We start from the raw sequence: 17217 nt of genomic DNA on the forward strand, positions 1-17217 counted from the left end.
ACCTCAACGTGTCACGTTCCGCTGATTATCACGGCCCCGCCCCGGGCTTTCCCCGGGTGTTCGCGCTAGCGTTGACCCATGGAACTTCCTCCCCTTGTCACCCCGGCTGACGAGCTCCCCGCGGGCGAACGCGATCGCGCCGCCCGGCAGCTGCGCCTTCCGGAACTGGGCGAACCCGGGCAGCGTCGCCTCTACGCTGCACGCGTCGGCGTGCTCGGTGCGGGAGGCCTCGGCTCCCCCGTACTGTTGTACCTTGCGTCTGCCGGCGTCGGCACGATCGGCATCGTGGACGATGACGTCGTCGACGCCAGCAACCTGCAGCGCCAGGTGATCTTCTCGTCAGACGACGTCGGCACATCCAAGGCGGGCATTGCCGCTGACCGCATCCGGTCGCTGTCACCGCACACCACGGTGATCGAGCACCGCGAGCATCTCACCGCCGACAATGCCGAGCAGATCTTCGCCGGATACGACCTGATCATCGACGGCAGCGATACCTTCGACACCCGCTATGCCGTCGCCGACGCGTGTGCGGCGCTCGGCATTCCGCTGGTCTGGGGTTCTGTGCTGCGATTCGACGCGCAGGCAACGGTGTTCTGGTCGCGCCCACCCTCCGGCCCCGCGGTGACACTGCGAGATGTCTTCCCCACCGCACCAGCGCCCGGCGAGGTGCCGTCGTGTGCCGAAGCCGGTGTGCTCGGTGCCCTCTGCGGTCAGCTCGGCGGCATCCTCGTGACTGAAGCGGTAAAGCTCATTTGCGGCATCGGCGACAGCCTGCTTGGGCGGATGCTGGTGCTCGAGGCCCTGAGCCAGCGCACCCGCGAGGTGCCCCTGGCCCCCGTCACTCCGGATACCGGTTCGGCAGCACCGGTCGCAGAAACCGCACACGCGGATTCTCGCTCTGGTGCCGCCCCGGAGGCAACTCAGGCACACGCGAATGCCCGCCAGGATGCCACTCCGGATGCTGCGTCAGCGGCCCCCGGGGCAGCTCCCGAAGGAGTCCGAGATACGGCAGCTCCCGCTCCGAGTCAGTCGAGCTCCACGCGGCAGGCGGGGCGTCCCGCCCACGTCGCGATCGATGACCTTGCAGCGCACGACGGCGCGATGCTGCTCGACGTGCGCGAGCCGGAGGAATTCAGCCGTGGCAGCATCCCCGGTGCCGTCTCCGTTCCCCTGGCGCAGGTGCTCGGCGATGCAGCATCCATTCGCCTGGACGACTCGGTGATCGTGTTCTGCCAGACCGGTCCCCGCGCTCGGGCCGCCGCACGAGCGCTCACGGCAGCCCACCCGGAAACCGACATCCGACTGCTAGACGGCGGGTACGCCGCATGGTCTGAGAGGAGCCGCGTATGAGCACCCACGATCAGCGCCCCGCGAACCACGACATGACGAGCATCGAAGACCACCGGGGGCGCATTCTCGCCGCAGCCGGCGTGCTCCCGGTCGAAACGGTGCCGCTGCGCGACGCGCTCGGCCTCGTGCTTGCTGAAGACGTCGCGAACCGCTGGCACATACCGCTCTTCGACAATTCGGCCATGGACGGCTACGCCGTCAGACGCGCGGATGCTGTCGCGGGAGCCCGACTCCGCGTCGTCGCCGACGTCGCTGCGGGATCGCCCGAGGACCCCGCATTGGGTGAGGGCGAGGCCGTGCGAATCATGACCGGCGCCCCCGTACCGAGCGCTGCCGACGCGATCGTTCCGCTCGAGAACACCGACCTCGGCACCGCGATCGACCTGGCCCCGCCCGAGGTCATCACCATCACCACCGAGCCCGCACCCTCAGCACACATTCGCCCCGCTGGAAGCGATGCTGAAGCTGGCTCGATCGCCGTCGCCGCGGGTGTCGAACTCGGGGCGTGGCAGCTGTCGTCCATCGCCGCTGCTGGGCATGCCACTGTGCGGGTGCACCGCCGCCCGCGGGTCGCCGTGATCTCGACGGGCACCGAACTCGTTGACCCCGCCGCAACGCCCGAACGCGGGCAGATCCCCGAGTCGAACTCCGTTCTGCTGCGCGCCGCCCTACGGGGCTCCGACGTTGACGTGACGCTCGTGACGACGGTGCCCGACGACAACGCGGCGCTGCAATCAGCCGTCGACGAGGTACGTGCCGTCAGCGACGCCATCGTACTGACGGGCGGAGCCAGCGTCGGGGCGTTCGACGTCGTGAAGGCCGTTCTGAACGGCGTCGGAACCGTGCGGTTCGACCGCGTTGCGATGCAGCCAGGCAAACCGCAGGGGTTCGGCTGCGTCGACGACACACTGATGTTCTGCCTTCCCGGCAACCCCGTGAGCGTTGCCGCATCATTTGAGATGTTCGTGCGCCCGGCCCTGCGAGCGATGGCGGGCCACCCCGAAATCGACAGGCCCCAGGTCACGCGGACGGCCGCAGTCGCCTGGCGCACGCCACCCGGTCGCACACAGATTCTTCCCGTCATCTTCAACGACCAGATCGTGCAGCCAGCGTCGCGCGGCGGGAGTGGGTCGCACCTGGTGAGCTCTCTCGCTGATGCTGAGGGGTTCGCAATCGTGCCGGGCGACGTTGCCCGCGTTGATGAAGGAGATGCTGTGACTGTGATGGTGCTGTCGTGACCGCCGAGTTTCCGGGCTCCGCTTCCCCAGACGGTGCGACGAACGGAGTCACCCGCGCTGCCGCGCACTCATTCGGAAATTCGAAGCGACACGCCGAGAAATTGGCCGCACACGACGAGAATCAGGGCAGATCTCCGAATTCCGGCACGCCTCACCAGCCGTTCACCCACCTGGACGAACGCGGCCAGGCTCGTATGGTCGACGTCACCGAAAAGACGCCGACCGTCCGCAGCGCCACCGCCCGCGGCTTCGTGCGGTGCGCCGCGCACATCGTCGCCGCCCTGCGCGACGGCACGGCCCCGAAGGGCGATGTGCTCGCCGTTGCCCGCATCGCCGGCATCCAGGCGGCGAAACGCACGCCAGAACTCTTGCCGCTCGCCCACACAATCGGGGTGCACGGCGCCGCGGTCGAGCTTGAGGTTCGTGACGACGGCGTCGGCATCGAGGCGACGGTGCGCACGGCAGACCGCACGGGCGTTGAGATGGAGGCTCTCACCGCGGTGAGCGTCGCGGCGCTCACCGTCGTCGACATGGTGAAGGGGCTCGACAAGTCGACGTCGATTGAGAAGGTCGAGCTGATCCGGAAGACCGGCGGCAAGAGCGGCGACTGGCACCGCGAGAGCTGAGGATGCTGTGACCGCAGCCGCGCACCGGCCACGCCACGCGGCGATCGTCCTTGCCGGCGGCCGCGGCTCTCGCCTGGGCGGCGCAGACAAGGCCAGCGTCGAGATTGACGGGCGGATGCTGCTCGACCACGTCCTCGCCGCGGTCGAGGGATGCGCGCCGATCATCGTCGTCGGCCCGCCGCATCTCGCAGGGCCTCAATCGTCGCAGCTGCCGCGAACTTCGCCATCACACGCCGTATCGCGACGAGAAACGGCACCGCAGACCCCGCCGTCAGACGCCGCGCCTCAGGCTGACCGGGCAGGTCCTCGAGGATCGAGGTCTCAGGTCGATCCCGCTCTGCAACCGGTTTTGTCACCGTCCCCTCAACGAAACGACATTGTTCTCGTGCGCGAAGACCCCCCGTTCACCGGACCGGTGGCCGCGATCGCCGCTGCGTTGGCGGCGCTCGCTGACACCGACCCGAATCAGGCAGCCCGTACGCGTGCCACCGCGAAGGGCCGGACCCCGCACGCGCCTTCTTCCGGTTCAGAACTCAGCCGGGAGACCTGGCTTCTGGCGTGCGACCTGCCGCGGGCGGCCGACATCGTGGCGCAGTTGAGCATGCCGATTCCACACGACGCCGATGCTCTCGCCCTCGTCGACGGTGAAGGCAAAGTGCAGTGGCTGGCGGGGCGGTATCGCACCGCGGCGCTTCAGGCCGCCGTCGCGGCGCTGCCCGACACCGCGGGTGCGTCGATGCGGCAGCTGCTCGCCAGCATCCGCCTCCGGCTCGTGCCGGACGAGACCGGCGCCAGCGTCGACCTTGATACTTGGGCAGCAATCAACCACTATCGAAGCAACGAGGAGGACCACCATGGCTGACACACCAGAGGATCTCGACCGCTGGGTCTCCGAGCTCGCGGCCGAGTTCGGCATCGACGCCAACGAGGTGCCGATCGGGGCACTGCTCGATCTCACGCGCGATGTCGCGCACGGCGTCACCCGACCGGCAGGGCCTCTCACCACGTTCCTTGTGGGGCTCGCCACAGCGCGCGGCACCGACGTTGAGTCGGCCATGGCGACGGCGAAGGCCCTCGTCGATCGGAGGTCGGAATGATTCGCGTACGCTACTTTGCCGGGGCGGCGGATGCTGCCGGGCTCGACGAGCAGCAACTCGACGCCGCGGCAACCGTTGGTGCGCTCAGGCAGCGCCTCGCCGACGCACACGGTGCCGAGTTCGCCGGTGTGCTCGGCCGCTGCTCACTCATGGTGAATGGGTCGCGCCTTGGTGATGAGGCGACGATTCCGGATGCTGCAACGGTCGACGTACTGCCGCCCTTCGCCGGCGGCTGAGCACCGCTGCGTCCCGACTGCCGCGACAGACCTCCCGCCGAACGGGAGCATCTCAGCCGCCGCGTAAGCGTGTCCGCGTCGTCATCCGAGCGCATCTGGGTTCGCACAATGGTCGTCGCGTGGGTCGCACCGTGAACGTTGCACCGTGAAAATCTGCGACGCTGAGGGCCCTCCACCTGATAGTGGGAAAAATCCGTCGTCTCCCGCGTGATCATGCGGGAGTTCGCCGCTCCCCGGCATCCATTTCGTTCCATTCACGTTGAATGTCACGCGCTTTCCTAGCAGTATCGGTAAGGATCACCGCACCATCGACGCCGAGGGAACGGAAACTGATGAGCGACTCTGATAACCCGTCCACGACCGACGCATCTGCGCCCGAGCCAGATGCGGGGCCCGAGAGCAACCCCCGCAACGACACCGCGTCAACAAGCCTGCCCGGCGCACCCGAGGTCGATCTCTCGGTGACCCCTGTGCCGACGCACATGCACATCGCCGAGAACGACACAGATGATCAGATCACCGAAAAACTGAAGCGTCAGGGCGTCCACCTCGGCAAGGGATTGATCGCGCCACGCGTCTTCTGGCCGGCGCTCCTCATCATCGCCGCGGTGGTCGTGCTCGCCGTCGTGTTCCCTGAAGGCACAGCCAATGTGTTCAGCAATGTTCAGGGCTGGATCGTGGGGAACGTCGGCTGGTACTACATGCTCGTCATCGGCGGCTTCGTCGCTTTCATGATCGTCCTGGCATTCTCACGCGTCGGCACGGTCAAGCTCGGGCGCGACGAGGACAAACCCGAATTCGGCGTCCTCTCTTGGTTCGCCATGCTTTTCGCAGCCGGGATGGGAATCGGCCTCGTCTTCTACGGTGTCGGCGAGCCTCTCACCTACGCGACTGTGAGCCCGAAACCGGGATGGGAGGGCGACCAGGGAGACATTGCTGGGCTCGCCATGGCCCAGACCTTCCTGCACTGGGGGCTGCACCCCTGGGCGGTCTACGCCGTGATCGGTCTCGCCCTCGCATATGCGATCCACAAGCGCGGACGCCCGGTGTCGATTCGCTGGGCACTTGAGCCGCTCTTCGGCGACAAGGTGAAGTCGTGGCCCGGCGACGTGATCGACATTCTTGCGATCTTCGGCACCGTCTTCGGCATCGCCACTTCTCTCGGCCTCGGCGTCAAGCAGATTTCTTCGGGGATGCAGGCGATCGGCGTGATCGGCGAGGTCGACAACACGATTCTCGTCGTCTTGATCGTCGTCATCACCTTCCTCGCAACCATGTCTGTCGTCAGTGGTGTCGGTGCCGGCATTAAGTGGCTGTCGAATATCAACCTCAGCCTCGCCGGGCTCCTCATGGTTACGATGCTGATCCTCGGGCCGACGCTGTTCCTGCTGCGAAACCTCGTTCAATCGCTCGGCGTCTACCTCGCCAATGTGCTGAACATGACGCTCGACGTCGGTGCGTTCACGGGCGCGGAAGGTCAGGAATGGCTCTCCACGTGGACGATCTTCTACTGGGGCTGGTGGATCGCCTGGGCCCCCTTCGTCGGCGTCTTCATCGCCCGGATTTCCCGAGGACGAACAGTTCGCCAGTTCATTGCCGGCGTGCTTCTCGTTCCGACGATCGTCGGGATGCTGTGGTTCTCGGTTCTCGGCGGGTCGGGCCTGTTCCGCCAGTTCTTTGGCGAAGGCGATCTCGTTGAAGATGGCGCGGTCTCCGCTGAGGGCTCCCTCTTTCAGGTCCTCGAGGGGCTTCCCCTCGGTCAGGTGCTCTCGGTGATCGCCATCTTCCTCGTGGCAATCTTCTTCATCACCTCATCCGACTCTGGATCTCTCGTCGTCGACATGCTGGCATCGGGCGGTCACCCGAACCCGCCCATCTGGTCGCGCGTCCTGTGGGCCGCGCTCGAGGGCGCCGTCGCCATTGCGCTGCTTCTCGCCGGTGGCCTCGAGTCATTGCAGGCCGGATCTCTGATCACCGCCCTGCCGTTCAGCATCATCCTCGTGATCATGTGCATTGCAACGGTGCGCGGGCTCGTGTACGAGCGCCGGCGAATGGACTATGACGAACGTGTCGCGCGACTGAACCGCGTCACCACGCACATCACCGGCCGGATGACCGAGGCGCTTCCCGAAATCCCGCAGTTGCGCAGCTACATCGATGACCGCATCGACTACCGGATCTCTCGATCCCGCCCGCTGCAGCGGCCGAAGGTCCCCGGTGTCGACGGTGACGACCCGAAGGCCGCGAAGAAGGACGATCGTCCGAAAAAGGAGCCTCGCAAGAGACGCGACCGATAAGGCGCGTCGCATGATGGAGGGCGGGATGCTGACAGCATCCCGCCCTCTCTCGTATCGCATGGTCAGCAGCGGTGCCGCGCCCTTTTGTCAGGGCGTGCTCTGGGCAGGGCGCCCTCTGGTCAGAGCACCCTCTCGTCCGAGCGCCCGATGCCGGGCGCTCCGCCTGTCTACGCGCGAGTCAGCAGATCGCTGTGATGCACCTCAGCGACGTTCGGGTGTGCCCGCAGCCGGTAGCGGAGTGCGTTGTCTCCATAAGTCTCGAGAATCGGGCTGTTCGTCGGGTCGTCCGACAGGCCGCGTGCCTCGGCGGCGAGCTCTGGGCTGAGCTCAAGCTGGGGCATTCGGGTGTCGAGGTGCGGGTTGAAGAAGAACGGCAGCGACACGCGGTCGGTGCCCTTGAGCGGTGAGATCACGCGGTGCAGCGTCGCCTTGAGGTATCCGCCCGTGGCCAGCTCGAGCATTTCGCCGATGTTGACAACGAATGCGCCGGGAACGCTCGGGGCGTCGATCCATTCGCCCTCGTGCTCGACCTGCAGTCCGCCTTTCCCTTCTTCGACGAGCAGCAGGGTGAGCACGCCGCCATCGCGGTGGTGTCCGACGCCCTGCTTGGGCTCCGGGTCGGATTCGCCGGGGTAACGCACGATCTTCAGCACCGAGAACGGGTCGGTCGCAAACGCGTCGTCAAAGACGTTCTCGGGGGCGCCGAGCGACACGGCCCACGTGCGCAGCAGACGCAGCGCGACCTCATTGAGGCGGTCGGTCCACTCTGTGACCGTGGTCTGCAGCTCGGGCAGTGCCTCGGGCCACAGGTTCGGTCCCTCGAGACGCCAATAGTCGGCAACGTCCTCGCCCGGGGAAACCGCGTCGCGCTCAGGCCCGACGTCGATCTGCTCACGCCAATCGACCTCGCCGGCAGTGAGCTCACCGCCCATGCGGGTGTAGCCGCGGAACTGCGGGCTGTTCACGTTCTCAATTGCAAGCTTCTGTTCGGCGGGCAGGGCGAAGAACTGGCGAGACACGGCGACCACGTCGTCGATGAGCTCTTGCGGAACGCCATGCCCCACCAGATAGAAGAAGCCGACGTCGTGCGTCACCTCGCGCAACTCTGTGCGGAAGGCGGCGGCCTCATCGGCGCCGGCGTCGAGACGGGACATGTCGAGAATGGGAAGCGAAGAGATCATGGTGAAATACTTGCACCGACAACCACTTGTTGTCACGGATGTTACGCGTCACAAATGAAATATGACGCGGATGCTGGTAAGCACCGCCATCTGACTGCGCGGCGGCCTGCGGCGAGCGCCCCGTTATGCCAGGCGCCCGAGCCCCACCCAGCCGTAGCTGCCGTCTGCCTCGATCTGCTTCTTCCATACGGGAAGCTCGGCTTTCACCGACTCCACCAGTGCGCGGCACACCTCGAATGCGTCAGCGCGGTGCACGCTCGACACCGCACAGACGATTGCCGCATCTCCGATGCCCAGCGTGCCGATGCGGTGGCTGACCGCAATGCGCAGCCCCTCAGCATCCGCCGACGTCGCCAGTTCCGCGAGCACGGCCGCGGCGTCTGGGTGCGCGCTGTACTCCAGCTCGACGACGCGCCCCGCGGCATCCGGATCATTGTCACGCACGGTTCCCACGAATAGCGCTGTCGCTCCCTGCGTGTCATGCGCGACAGCATCCATGTGCCCAGTGACATCAAGCGGCGTCTCAGACACACTCGTCGAGATGATCATCAGTGGTCGCCTCCGTCCAGTTGGCTCAGCACGTGTTCGGCGACAGACAGGATCACCGGCACGCCGTCACGCACCGCGCCCGTCGAACCCGCAAGATTCACCACGAGAGCCGTGCCGACCACACCCGCCAGCCCGCGTGACAGCAGGGCTGCCGGGAGCTTCTCGGCGCCGACGCGGCGGATCTGCTCGGCGATTCCGGGCAGCTCGAAACGCAGAAGCGGTGCCGTCGCCTGCGGAGTCACATCGCGAGGCGCAACACCCGTGCCGCCCGTGGTCACAACGAGGCGCGAGCCGGCGTCAATGGCCGAGCGGATGCTGTCGCTCACCGTGTCGATGCCATCAGGTACCACTCGCACATCAGCGGTCCACCCGGCGTCCCGCAGCAGCTCAGCGGCGAGCGGCCCTGACCTGTCTTCGCGCTGCCCGGCGCTGGCGCGGTCAGACACCGTGATGACGCTGGCGCTGTACGGTCGGGTCACGATGTTGGCGGCTCTGCCGTGTGGCTCATGGTCCATACGGCAAGTGTAGGCAACGTTCCCGTTCGACAACGTGTGACGTTGCGGACAAAATGCCACCGCACACCTGCCGACCCTATCCGTGCCGTCACAACTTCTTCCCTGTGACAGCATCCGGAGCATTTGCACCGTGTCAGCAGCCGCAGCTTCCGTGCCGCGAAAGCATCATCCGCAGTATCGGTGCCATGGCAGCATCCTCAGCGGTTAGTTCGCCCAGAACACCGAGCGGCGAGCACCGCGTGGCGGCACACCTCGCACCGTTCGGCAGCGAATTCGCACACGAATGATTAAACACGGCACTTTCGACAGCGGGTTTCGCCGCCGCGAGCAAGACTCGAATCAGCTGCACATGTGCCACACCGCATCATCGACGAAGTTAGCCTGTCCTAAATCATCAGAGCCTCGATAGGCTCCAGAAACAAGGCACAGGTACTGATTTCGACCGAGACGCCATTCGGTTGAAGGAGGAGACGTGGACGCGAAGACGGGCACCGACTTGCCCACCGCTCCGCTGAAGTCTGACCTGTCTACCGCGGATCCCGAGAATGCTCGGGAGGCCGGGAACATCCTGTACTCCGCGAACGTCTTTGATTCCGAGATCGGCTCGCACCCCGGGATCAGCGTGTATCCCACGAAGACGCGACTACCTGCACACGCCCCGATTCCTGAGACCACCGCGTCCCGGGATCACCCACGGTCCGGGCACACACAGTCCGGGCACACACACGGGAATGCGACGCACTCCCTGGCTCTGGCTTTCGCCGCGTGGCATTTCATCATTGCCTTCGTCCGCCATGCCACCGCCTTGGGCCGGAACACCACTGGGAAGGTGCCCTTCGGTCGGGAGCCTCGCGGACTCGCGCTCATCTTCGAACCGGTGCCGCTCCCCAAGTCTGCGCTCTCCCCCGGGTCTGTGACGCTCTCGACTGCGCGCTTGCCCCGGCCGGGGCCCCTCGTCAGGTGCGCAAGCGACACCGTGAACCGCATCTGAACCACAATCGGCCGACTCACGAACCAGCGACACGAAAGGCAGCGATTCCCATGGCGAAGCGCACACGCACGGCTCCCCGCCGAACCGACAGCGGAGCCCGCACTGACGGGCCGCTCGCCGATTCGCTCGTGAATCTCGGCCGCTACCTGCGCCCGGGCGAGGTGTCAGAAGACCTGCGCTCGGTGTATCTGAAGGGCGGCCGCGCGGGCGACGCCTTCTACCGTGACCGCTGGTCGCACGACAAGGTGGTGCGCTCCACCCACGGTGTCAACTGCACGGGCTCCTGCTCGTGGAAGGTGTACGTGAAAGACGGCATCATCACGTGGGAGACGCAGCAGACCGACTATCCTTCCGTCGGCCCGGATTCCCCCGAATATGAACCGCGAGGCTGCCCCCGCGGCGCGGCCTTCAGCTGGTACACGTACTCGCCGACGCGCGTGCGCTACCCGTACGTGCGCGGCGTCCTGCTGCAGATGTACCGCGAGGCCAAGCAGCGCCTCGGCGACCCCGTCGCCGCCTGGGCCGAGATCACATCGGATCCCGAGAAGGCGAAGCGCTACAAGAGCGCCCGCGGCAAGGGCGGCCTCGTGCGCGCCGACTGGGACGAAGCGGCCGAGATCATCGCCGCCGCGCACGTGCACACGATCAAGCAGTACGGCCCCGACCGCGTCGCCGGGTTCTCGCCGATCCCCGCGATGAGCATGGTCTCGCACGGAGTGGGCGCCCGCTTCGTCAATCTTCTCGGCGGCACCATGCAGTCGTTCTACGACTGGTATGCCGACCTGCCCGTCGCCAGCCCGCAGGTGTTCGGCGATCAGACCGATGTGCCCGAGTCCGCCGACTGGTTCAACGCGTCGTACCTCATGATGTGGGGCTCAAACGTGCCCGTCACCCGCACGCCGGACGCCCACTTCATGACGGAGGCACGCTACCGCGGTCAGAAGGTCATCACCGTCTCGCCCGACTACGCCGACAACTCGAAGTTCGCCGACGAGTGGCTCGCCCCGCACGCGGGGACAGACGGAGCCGTCGCCATGGCGATGGGACACGTGATCCTCAAAGAGTTCTTCGTCGACCGCACCACCCCATATTTCAACGACTACCTCAAGCGGTTCGCCGATGCCCCGTACCTCGTTGCCCTGCAGAAACGCGGCGACGCGTGGGTGCCGGGCAAGTTCGTGACCGCCGCCGACCTCGGTGGTCAGGATGCTGACACGGGCAACGCCGCGTTCAAGACAGTGCTTCTCGACCAGGACGGCTCGCCCGTCGTGCCGAACGGCGCGCTCGGGCACCGCTTCAACGCCGACGACACGGGAAAGTGGAACCTCGATCTCGGCGACGTCGACCCGCTGCTGTCGATCATGGACTCCCCAACCTGGTCAGGCGACGCAGCGGCGATCGACCTGCCGCGCTTCGACATCACGCCGCTCGACGACGCCGACGGCACGGCAGACGACGGTGACAGCGCGAACACCGCGCACACGGGCGGCTCCGGCATCGTGCGGCGCGGCGTGCCGACAGCATCCATCGCCGGTCAAACGGTCACAACAGTATTCGACCTGTTGCTCGCCCAGTATGGCGTGGGCCGCGACGGTCTGCCCGGCACCTGGCCCACCGGGTACGACGACCCGTCCACACCGGGAACCCCCGCGTGGCAGGAAGAGATCACGTCGGTGAACGCCGACCAGATCGCCCGCATCGGCCGCGAGTTCGCCGACAATGCCGAGCGCAGCGGCGGCCGTTCCATGATCATCATGGGTGCCGGCACCAACCACTGGTTCCACTCGGACACCATTTACCGCACGTTCCTCACCCTCACCACGATTACCGGATGCCAGGGTGTCAACGGGGGCGGATGGGCACACTACGTCGGGCAAGAGAAGGTGCGACCCCTCACCGGGTACAACCAGTATCAGCTCGCCGCCGACTGGGTGCGCCCCGCGCGCAACATGATCGGCACGGCATTCTGGTATCTCGCGACCGACCAGTGGCGCTACGACGGTCTGCCCGCCGACCAGCTCGCCTCACCTCTCGCGACCGGAAAGTTCGCCGACCGCACGACGGCGGACTGCATGGTCGAATCCGCTAAGCGCGGGTGGATGCCCAGCTACCCCACCTTCGACCGCAACCCGCTCGACATCGTCGACGAGGCTCGTGCCGCTGGCGTCGAGCCCCAGCAGTACGTCGTCGACAGCCTGAAGGACGGCAGTCTGCGCTTTGCGTGTGAAGATCCGGATGACCCCGCGAACTTCCCGCGTGTGCTCAGCATCTGGCGCGGCAACATCCTGGGCTCGTCTGGCAAGGGAAACGAGTACTTCCTCAAGCACCTGCTGGGAACGGATGCTGCGGTGCGCGCTCCCGAGGCGGAGGGCGACCGCCGCCCTCGCACCATGACGTGGCACGACGAAGCTCCCGAGGGGAAGCTCGATCTGCTCTTCACCGCCGATTTCCGCATGACCAGCACGACGCTGTTCTCTGACGTCGTGCTGCCCGCGGCCACCTGGTACGAGAAGCACGATCTGTCGTCCACCGACATGCACCCGTTCGTGCACTCGTTCAACCCGGCGATCAAACCGCCGTGGCAGACGCGCACCGACTTCGACATCTTCCACACGCTCGCGGCCAAGGTCAGCGACATGGCGACGACGCATCTCGGCGTGCGCGAGGATCTCGTCGCGGCACCGCTGATGCACGACACCGCCGACGCTTTGGCGACGCCGCACGGAACCGTCACCGATGATGCGCCTCTGGTTCCGGGCGTGACGATGCCGAAGCTCATCGTCGTCGAACGTGATTACACGAAGCTCGCCGAGCAGATGAGCGCTCTCGGACCGCTCACGGCGAAGTTGGGCATGCAGACGAAGGGGATCACCTACGATCCAACGCCCGAGATCGAGAAGCTGGGCCGGGTGAACGGCCTCGTGCAGGCGGGGCCGTACACCGGCAGCGTCCGTCTCGACAGCGATGTGCGGGCCTGCGAGATGGTGCTCGCGTTCTCGGGCACCACCAACGGCAGGCTCGCGCTGCAGGGATTCGAGAAGCTCGGCACCCATACCGGCCAGCACAGCGTCGAAGAGCTCGCCTCGGGGTCGGAGGAGACCCGCGTCACGTTCCCCGACGTGCAGTCGCGCCCGGTACCCGTGGTCACCTCCCCCGAGTGGTCCGGCTCTGAGCACGGCGGCCGACGATATACGGCGTTCGCCATCAACGTGGAGCATAAGAAGCCCTGGCACACGCTCACGGGGCGCATGCATTTCTACCTCGACCACGACTGGATGCTGGAACTCGGCGAAGCCCTGCCGATCTACCGGCCTCCGCTCGACCTCTACCGGCTGTACGGGGACTCGCAGGTCGGCTCGACGGCAGCATCCGGTGCCCCCGGTTCGCACGGGAAGGCGGAGGTCGCTGTGCGGTACCTGACCCCGCACTCCAAGTGGTCGATTCACTCGGAGTACCAGGACAACCTGTTCATGCTCTCGCTCAGCCGCGGCGGACCCACCGTGTGGATGTCGCCGCAGGATGCCGACAAGATCGGCGTCCGCGACAACGAGTGGATCGAGGCGTACAACCGCAACGGCGTGGTCGTGGCGCGGGCGAACGTGTCACACCGGATGCCGGAGGGGACCGTGTTCATGTATCACGCGAAGGATCGCACCGTGGATGTGCCGAAGACCGAGACGAGCGGTCTTCGCGGCGGCATCCACAACTCGCTCACGCGGGTGCTGCTGAAGCCCAGTCACCTCATCGGGGGCTACGCGCAACTGTCATTCGCATTCAACTATCTCGGTCCGACAGGAAACCAGCGAGACGAGGTGACGGTGATCCGCCGTCGCAGCCAGGAGGTCGAATACTGATGCGCGTCATGGCACAGATGTCGATGGTGATGAACATCGACAAATGCATCGGATGCCACACCTGCTCTGTCACGTGCAAGCAGGCGTGGACGAACCGCACAGGCGTGGAATACGTGTGGTTCAACAACGTCGAGACCAAACCCGGCGTGGGCTACCCGCGAGAGTACGAGGATCAGGAGAAGTGGGGCGGCGGCTGGGTGCGCACCAAACGCGGCCGACTCAAGCTGCGCTCGGGCGGCCGCATCCAGAAGCTCGCGAGCATATTCTACAACCCGAAGCTGCCCGAGATCGAGGACTACTACGAGCCATGGACGTACGACTACGACATGCTGCTCAATGCGCCGGCGGGCGAGCACACGCCCGTCGCCCGCCCCAAGTCGCTGCTCACCGGCGATGACATGAAGATCGGGTGGTCGGCGAACTGGGATGATGACCTGGGCGGCTCGACCGAGACGGTGCAGAACGATCCGATCCTCAAGCACATGAGCGACCACGTCGCCATGGAGTTTGAGCAGTCGTTCATGTTCTACCTCCCCCGCATCTGCGAGCACTGCCTCAACCCGTCGTGCGTCGCCTCGTGCCCGTCGGGTGCCATGTACAAGCGCAGTGAAGACGGCATCGTGCTTGTCGACCAAGACCAGTGCCGCGGATGGCGGATGTGCGTCTCCGGATGCCCCTACAAGAAGGTGTACTTCAATCACAAGACCGGTAAGGCCGAGAAGTGCACGCTCTGCTACCCGCGGCTCGAGGTTGGTCTGCCGACCGTGTGCAGTGAGACGTGCGTCGGCCGACTGCGCTATCTCGGGCTCGTTCTCTACGACGCCGATCGTGTGCTCGAAGCCGCGAGCGTCGAAGACGAGAAGGACCTTCTCGAGGCCCAGCGCAACATCATCCTCGACCCGCACGACCCCGCCGTGATCGAGGCGGCGCGTGCCGAAGACATCCCCGAAGACTGGATCGAGGCGGCGCAGTCGAGCCCCATCTACAAGCTCATCAACGAGTATCGCGTGGCGCTGCCGCTGCACCCGGAGTACCGCACCATGCCGATGGTCTGGTACATCCCGCCGCTCTCCCCCGTCGTCGACGTCGTCGCCTCAAGCGGCAACGACGGAGAAGACGTGCGCAACCTGTTCGCCGCCATCGACCAGCTGCGCATCCCGATGGAGTACCTCGCCGGCCTGTTCAGCGCGGGCGATCTGGGGCCGGTGACGGAGTCGCTGCAGAAGCTCGCCGCCATGCGCTCGTACATGCGCGGCATCAACCTCGACGAGGGGCGTGACGAGTCCATTGCCGAGGCTGTCGGTATGACCGGCACCGAAATGGAGGCCATGTACCGGCTGCTCGCGATCGCGAAATACGAAGAGCGCTACGTGATCCCGCAGGCGCACTCCGAGCAGGCACGTGAGCTTGACGAGCTTGCCTGCTCCCTCGACTACGACGGTGGCCCGGGAATGGGCGGGGCCGGTCCGTTCGGCCTCTCCAGCGGGCACGGCCCCGAGCCGGTCGCCGTCGAGAACTTCCATGTGCTCAAAGACCGCCAGACCGCCGACCGCCCCTCGACTCCCGGCCGCATGAACCTGCTCAACTGGGACGGCAACGGCAGGCCGACAGGCATGTTCCCGCCCGACAAGCAGAAGGACGAGTCATGAGCCCCGTCAAGCCGCTTCCCGAGCCGGTGCCTCCGCACCCGCTCACTGTGGATCAGCGACGCATCGCCCACATGGCAGCATCCATTCTTCTCGACTATCCCGACGCCGCGCGCCGGGACGCCTGGCCTGCAGTCGCCGATGCTGTGGCGAGCCTGCCCGAGCAGATCGGAACCCGGTACCGCCGCTTTCTGCACGAGATGGCGGATGCTGACGCCGAAGCCCTCGAGCAGAACTACGTCGCCACGTTCGACCTCAAGCGCAAGTGTGCGATGTACCTGACGTATTACGCGGCCGGTGACACGCGGCGTCGGGGCATGGCACTCGTGCGCTTCATCGAGGCGTACCGTGCCGCGGGGTGGGAGCCGGGCGACCAGGAGCTCCCGGACTATCTGCCCGCCGTGCTCGAGTTCTCGGCGGCGAGCTCCTCGCCCGTCGCCGTCGATCTGCTTGCCGCGCACCGCGACGGCATCGAGGTGCTGCGTGCGGCACTCACGGGGTTCCGCAGCCCCTACGTGCACCTCATCGAAGCTGTGGCCGCGTCGTTGCCCGAGATCGACGCGGCCACGCGCGAGCGCTATCTGAGTCTCGTCAATGACGGCCCGCCGACTGAGACTGTCGGGCTGACGTTCCTCGGCAATCTCAAGCCGTACTCTGCTCGCGAGGAGGTGGGGGCATGAATGCCCTCGATTTCGTTCTCTGGATCGCCCTGCCGTACGCGGGTATGGCCGTGTTCATCGTCGGGCACATCTGGAGGTACCGCTACGACAAGTTCGGTTGGACGAGCCGCTCGAGCGAGGTGTATGAGACGCGGCTGCTGCGTCTCGGGTCGCCGATGTTCCATTTCGGCATCCTGATGGTGCTCGCCGGGCACGTTGTCGGGCTGCTGATCCCCCGCGAGTGGCTGTACTTCATCGGCATCGACGAACACATGTATCACTGGGGAGCCACGGTGCTCGGCACGGCAGCCGCCGCGATGCTCGTGGCCGGGCTGGCAATCCTCATCTTCCGCCGTCGCACGAACGGACCGGTCTTCCTGGCGACAACGGTGATGGACAAGATCATGTATGTGTTCCTGTCGCTCACGATCGTGATCGGCACGGCGGCGACGGTCGCGCATCAGATCATCGGCGGCGGCTACAACTACCGTGAGACGATCTCGCCGTGGGTGCGCAGCATCCTGTTGTTCCAGCCAGACCCGGCGCTCATGATCGACGCGCCCCTGCTGTTCCAACTGCACGCGCTGAGCGCGACACTGCTGTTCATCCTGTGGCCGTTCACGCGGCTCGTGCACGTGTTTTCGGCGCCGGTGGGCTATCTGTTCCGCCCGTACATCGTGTATCGCTCCCGGGACGAGCATCGCGGATCCCGCTCAGTGCGTCGTGGTTGGGAGGGCTCGAACCTGCCCGAGAAGACGCCGGGGCAGAAGCGGTTCTAGACGCGTCGCCCCGTACAAAAAAGGACCCCTCGCGCACCCGCCAGAGCCCGGTTACCCTTGCTACGTTTCCGTCCTGGGGGAGTTGGCCTGGATGGCGCCACGCGAGGAGCCAGAATCCATTGTACAGACTCACCCAGCACGGTCGAACCACCGTGAGCGAACCAGCAGAAGCGCCACAGTCAAACCCGTGTGGCGC

Annotated in this window: 15 protein-coding genes and 1 other RNA gene; 12 read left to right on the top strand and 4 right to left on the bottom strand. The window is 66.0% G+C overall.

Translation table 11 applies throughout. The features are described 5' to 3' along the window. Positions 1 to 78 precede the first annotated feature (78 nt). The 7 genes from OK352_RS10545 (at position 79) to OK352_RS10575 (ending at position 6847) form a co-directional block, all read left to right on the top strand. Positions 79 to 1353, top strand: coding sequence for a ThiF family adenylyltransferase (locus OK352_RS10545; protein ID WP_265141431.1), 1275 nt, complete (start codon positions 79 to 81; stop codon positions 1351 to 1353). Continuing rightward, on the top strand, positions 1350 to 2591 hold the full coding sequence (glp, locus tag OK352_RS10550; protein WP_265141432.1) for a molybdopterin molybdotransferase MoeA: 1242 nt from the start codon (positions 1350 to 1352) through the stop codon (positions 2589 to 2591). Before OK352_RS10545 ends, glp begins: the two co-directional genes overlap by 4 nt. Positions 2592 to 2692: 101 nt before the next feature. Further along, positions 2693 to 3217 (top strand): cyclic pyranopterin monophosphate synthase MoaC, encoded by a 525-nt coding sequence (moaC, locus tag OK352_RS10555; RefSeq protein WP_265141529.1) that lies wholly within the window; start codon positions 2693 to 2695, stop codon positions 3215 to 3217. Between the two features lie 7 nt (positions 3218 to 3224). Continuing rightward, positions 3225 to 4079 (top strand): molybdenum cofactor guanylyltransferase, encoded by an 855-nt coding sequence (locus OK352_RS10560; RefSeq protein ID WP_265141433.1) that lies wholly within the window; start codon positions 3225 to 3227, stop codon positions 4077 to 4079. Beyond that, positions 4072 to 4314 (top strand): DUF6457 domain-containing protein, encoded by a 243-nt coding sequence (locus OK352_RS10565; RefSeq protein ID WP_265141434.1) that lies wholly within the window; start codon positions 4072 to 4074, stop codon positions 4312 to 4314. Before OK352_RS10560 ends, OK352_RS10565 begins: the two co-directional genes overlap by 8 nt. Further along, a complete protein-coding gene (locus tag OK352_RS10570; RefSeq protein WP_265141435.1) occupies positions 4311 to 4550 on the top strand; it encodes a MoaD/ThiS family protein in 240 nt (79 codons plus the stop codon). Before OK352_RS10565 ends, OK352_RS10570 begins: the two co-directional genes overlap by 4 nt. A gap of 332 nt (positions 4551 to 4882) precedes the next feature. Further along, a complete protein-coding gene (locus OK352_RS10575) occupies positions 4883 to 6847 on the top strand; it encodes a BCCT family transporter (protein WP_372338096.1) in 1965 nt (654 codons plus the stop codon). Positions 6848 to 7014: 167 nt separating this feature from the next. Here the strand turns inward: OK352_RS10575 and OK352_RS10580 are convergent, their stop codons facing one another. From OK352_RS10580 to OK352_RS10590, 3 genes are all read right to left on the bottom strand, one after another. Further along, positions 7015 to 8028, bottom strand: a complete 1014-nt coding sequence (locus OK352_RS10580; protein WP_265141436.1) for an isopenicillin N synthase family dioxygenase — start codon at positions 8026 to 8028, stop codon at positions 7015 to 7017. A gap of 123 nt (positions 8029 to 8151) precedes the next feature. Beyond that, on the bottom strand, positions 8152 to 8577 hold the full coding sequence (locus OK352_RS10585; protein ID WP_265141437.1) for a molybdenum cofactor biosynthesis protein MoaE: 426 nt from the start codon (positions 8575 to 8577) through the stop codon (positions 8152 to 8154). Further along, positions 8577 to 9092: a MogA/MoaB family molybdenum cofactor biosynthesis protein gene (locus OK352_RS10590; protein ID WP_265141438.1), complete on the bottom strand. Its 516-nt coding sequence runs from the start codon at positions 9090 to 9092 to the stop codon at positions 8577 to 8579. Before OK352_RS10590 ends, OK352_RS10585 begins: the two co-directional genes overlap by 1 nt. 472 nt (positions 9093 to 9564) lie before the next feature. On the opposite strand from OK352_RS10590, the gene OK352_RS10595 reads away from it, so the two are divergent. From OK352_RS10595 to narI, 5 genes are read left to right on the top strand one after another with little or no spacing between them, the layout of a single operon-like run. Then, entirely contained in the window at positions 9565 to 10083 is a 519-nt protein-coding gene (locus OK352_RS10595) for a hypothetical protein (RefSeq protein ID WP_265141439.1), read from the top strand. A gap of 50 nt (positions 10084 to 10133) precedes the next feature. Beyond that, a complete protein-coding gene (locus OK352_RS10600) occupies positions 10134 to 13937 on the top strand; it encodes a nitrate reductase subunit alpha (RefSeq protein WP_265141440.1) in 3804 nt (1267 codons plus the stop codon). Then, positions 13937 to 15586, top strand: a complete 1650-nt coding sequence (gene narH, locus OK352_RS10605) for a nitrate reductase subunit beta (RefSeq protein WP_265141441.1) — start codon at positions 13937 to 13939, stop codon at positions 15584 to 15586. Before OK352_RS10600 ends, narH begins: the two co-directional genes overlap by 1 nt. Continuing rightward, complete coding sequence (gene narJ, locus OK352_RS10610) at positions 15583 to 16263, top strand: nitrate reductase molybdenum cofactor assembly chaperone (RefSeq protein ID WP_265141442.1); 681 nt, start codon at positions 15583 to 15585, stop codon at positions 16261 to 16263. The genes narH and narJ overlap by 4 nt, the downstream gene beginning before the upstream one ends. Beyond that, entirely contained in the window at positions 16260 to 17021 is a 762-nt protein-coding gene (gene narI / locus OK352_RS10615; protein WP_265141443.1) for a respiratory nitrate reductase subunit gamma, read from the top strand. The genes narJ and narI overlap by 4 nt, the downstream gene beginning before the upstream one ends. Before the next feature lie 17 nt (positions 17022 to 17038). On the opposite strand, the gene ffs is transcribed toward narI, so the two are convergent. Then, positions 17039 to 17135, bottom strand: an RNA gene (gene ffs, locus OK352_RS10620) — signal recognition particle sRNA small type. Positions 17136 to 17217: the final 82 nt, after the last annotated feature.

Source organism: Microbacterium sp. MPKO10, from assembly GCF_026107415.2.
Taxonomy (GTDB): Bacteria; Actinomycetota; Actinomycetes; order Actinomycetales; family Microbacteriaceae; genus Paramicrobacterium.

Coding starts and splice junctions, on each gene's coding strand:
- glp (WP_265141432.1), top strand. CDS start 1,350: ATGAGCACCCACGATCAGCGCCCCGCGAACCACGACATGACGAGCATC.
- narJ (WP_265141442.1), top strand. CDS start 15,583: ATGAGCCCCGTCAAGCCGCTTCCCGAGCCGGTGCCTCCGCACCCGCTC.
- narH (WP_265141441.1), top strand. CDS start 13,937: ATGCGCGTCATGGCACAGATGTCGATGGTGATGAACATCGACAAATGC.
- OK352_RS10580 (WP_265141436.1), bottom strand. CDS start 8,028: ATGATCTCTTCGCTTCCCATTCTCGACATGTCCCGTCTCGACGCCGGC.
- OK352_RS10590 (WP_265141438.1), bottom strand. CDS start 9,092: ATGGACCATGAGCCACACGGCAGAGCCGCCAACATCGTGACCCGACCG.
- OK352_RS10575 (WP_372338096.1), top strand. CDS start 4,883: ATGAGCGACTCTGATAACCCGTCCACGACCGACGCATCTGCGCCCGAG.
- narI (WP_265141443.1), top strand. CDS start 16,260: ATGAATGCCCTCGATTTCGTTCTCTGGATCGCCCTGCCGTACGCGGGT.
- OK352_RS10545 (WP_265141431.1), top strand. CDS start 79: ATGGAACTTCCTCCCCTTGTCACCCCGGCTGACGAGCTCCCCGCGGGC.
- OK352_RS10565 (WP_265141434.1), top strand. CDS start 4,072: ATGGCTGACACACCAGAGGATCTCGACCGCTGGGTCTCCGAGCTCGCG.
- OK352_RS10585 (WP_265141437.1), bottom strand. CDS start 8,577: ATGATCATCTCGACGAGTGTGTCTGAGACGCCGCTTGATGTCACTGGG.
- OK352_RS10600 (WP_265141440.1), top strand. CDS start 10,134: ATGGCGAAGCGCACACGCACGGCTCCCCGCCGAACCGACAGCGGAGCC.
- OK352_RS10570 (WP_265141435.1), top strand. CDS start 4,311: ATGATTCGCGTACGCTACTTTGCCGGGGCGGCGGATGCTGCCGGGCTC.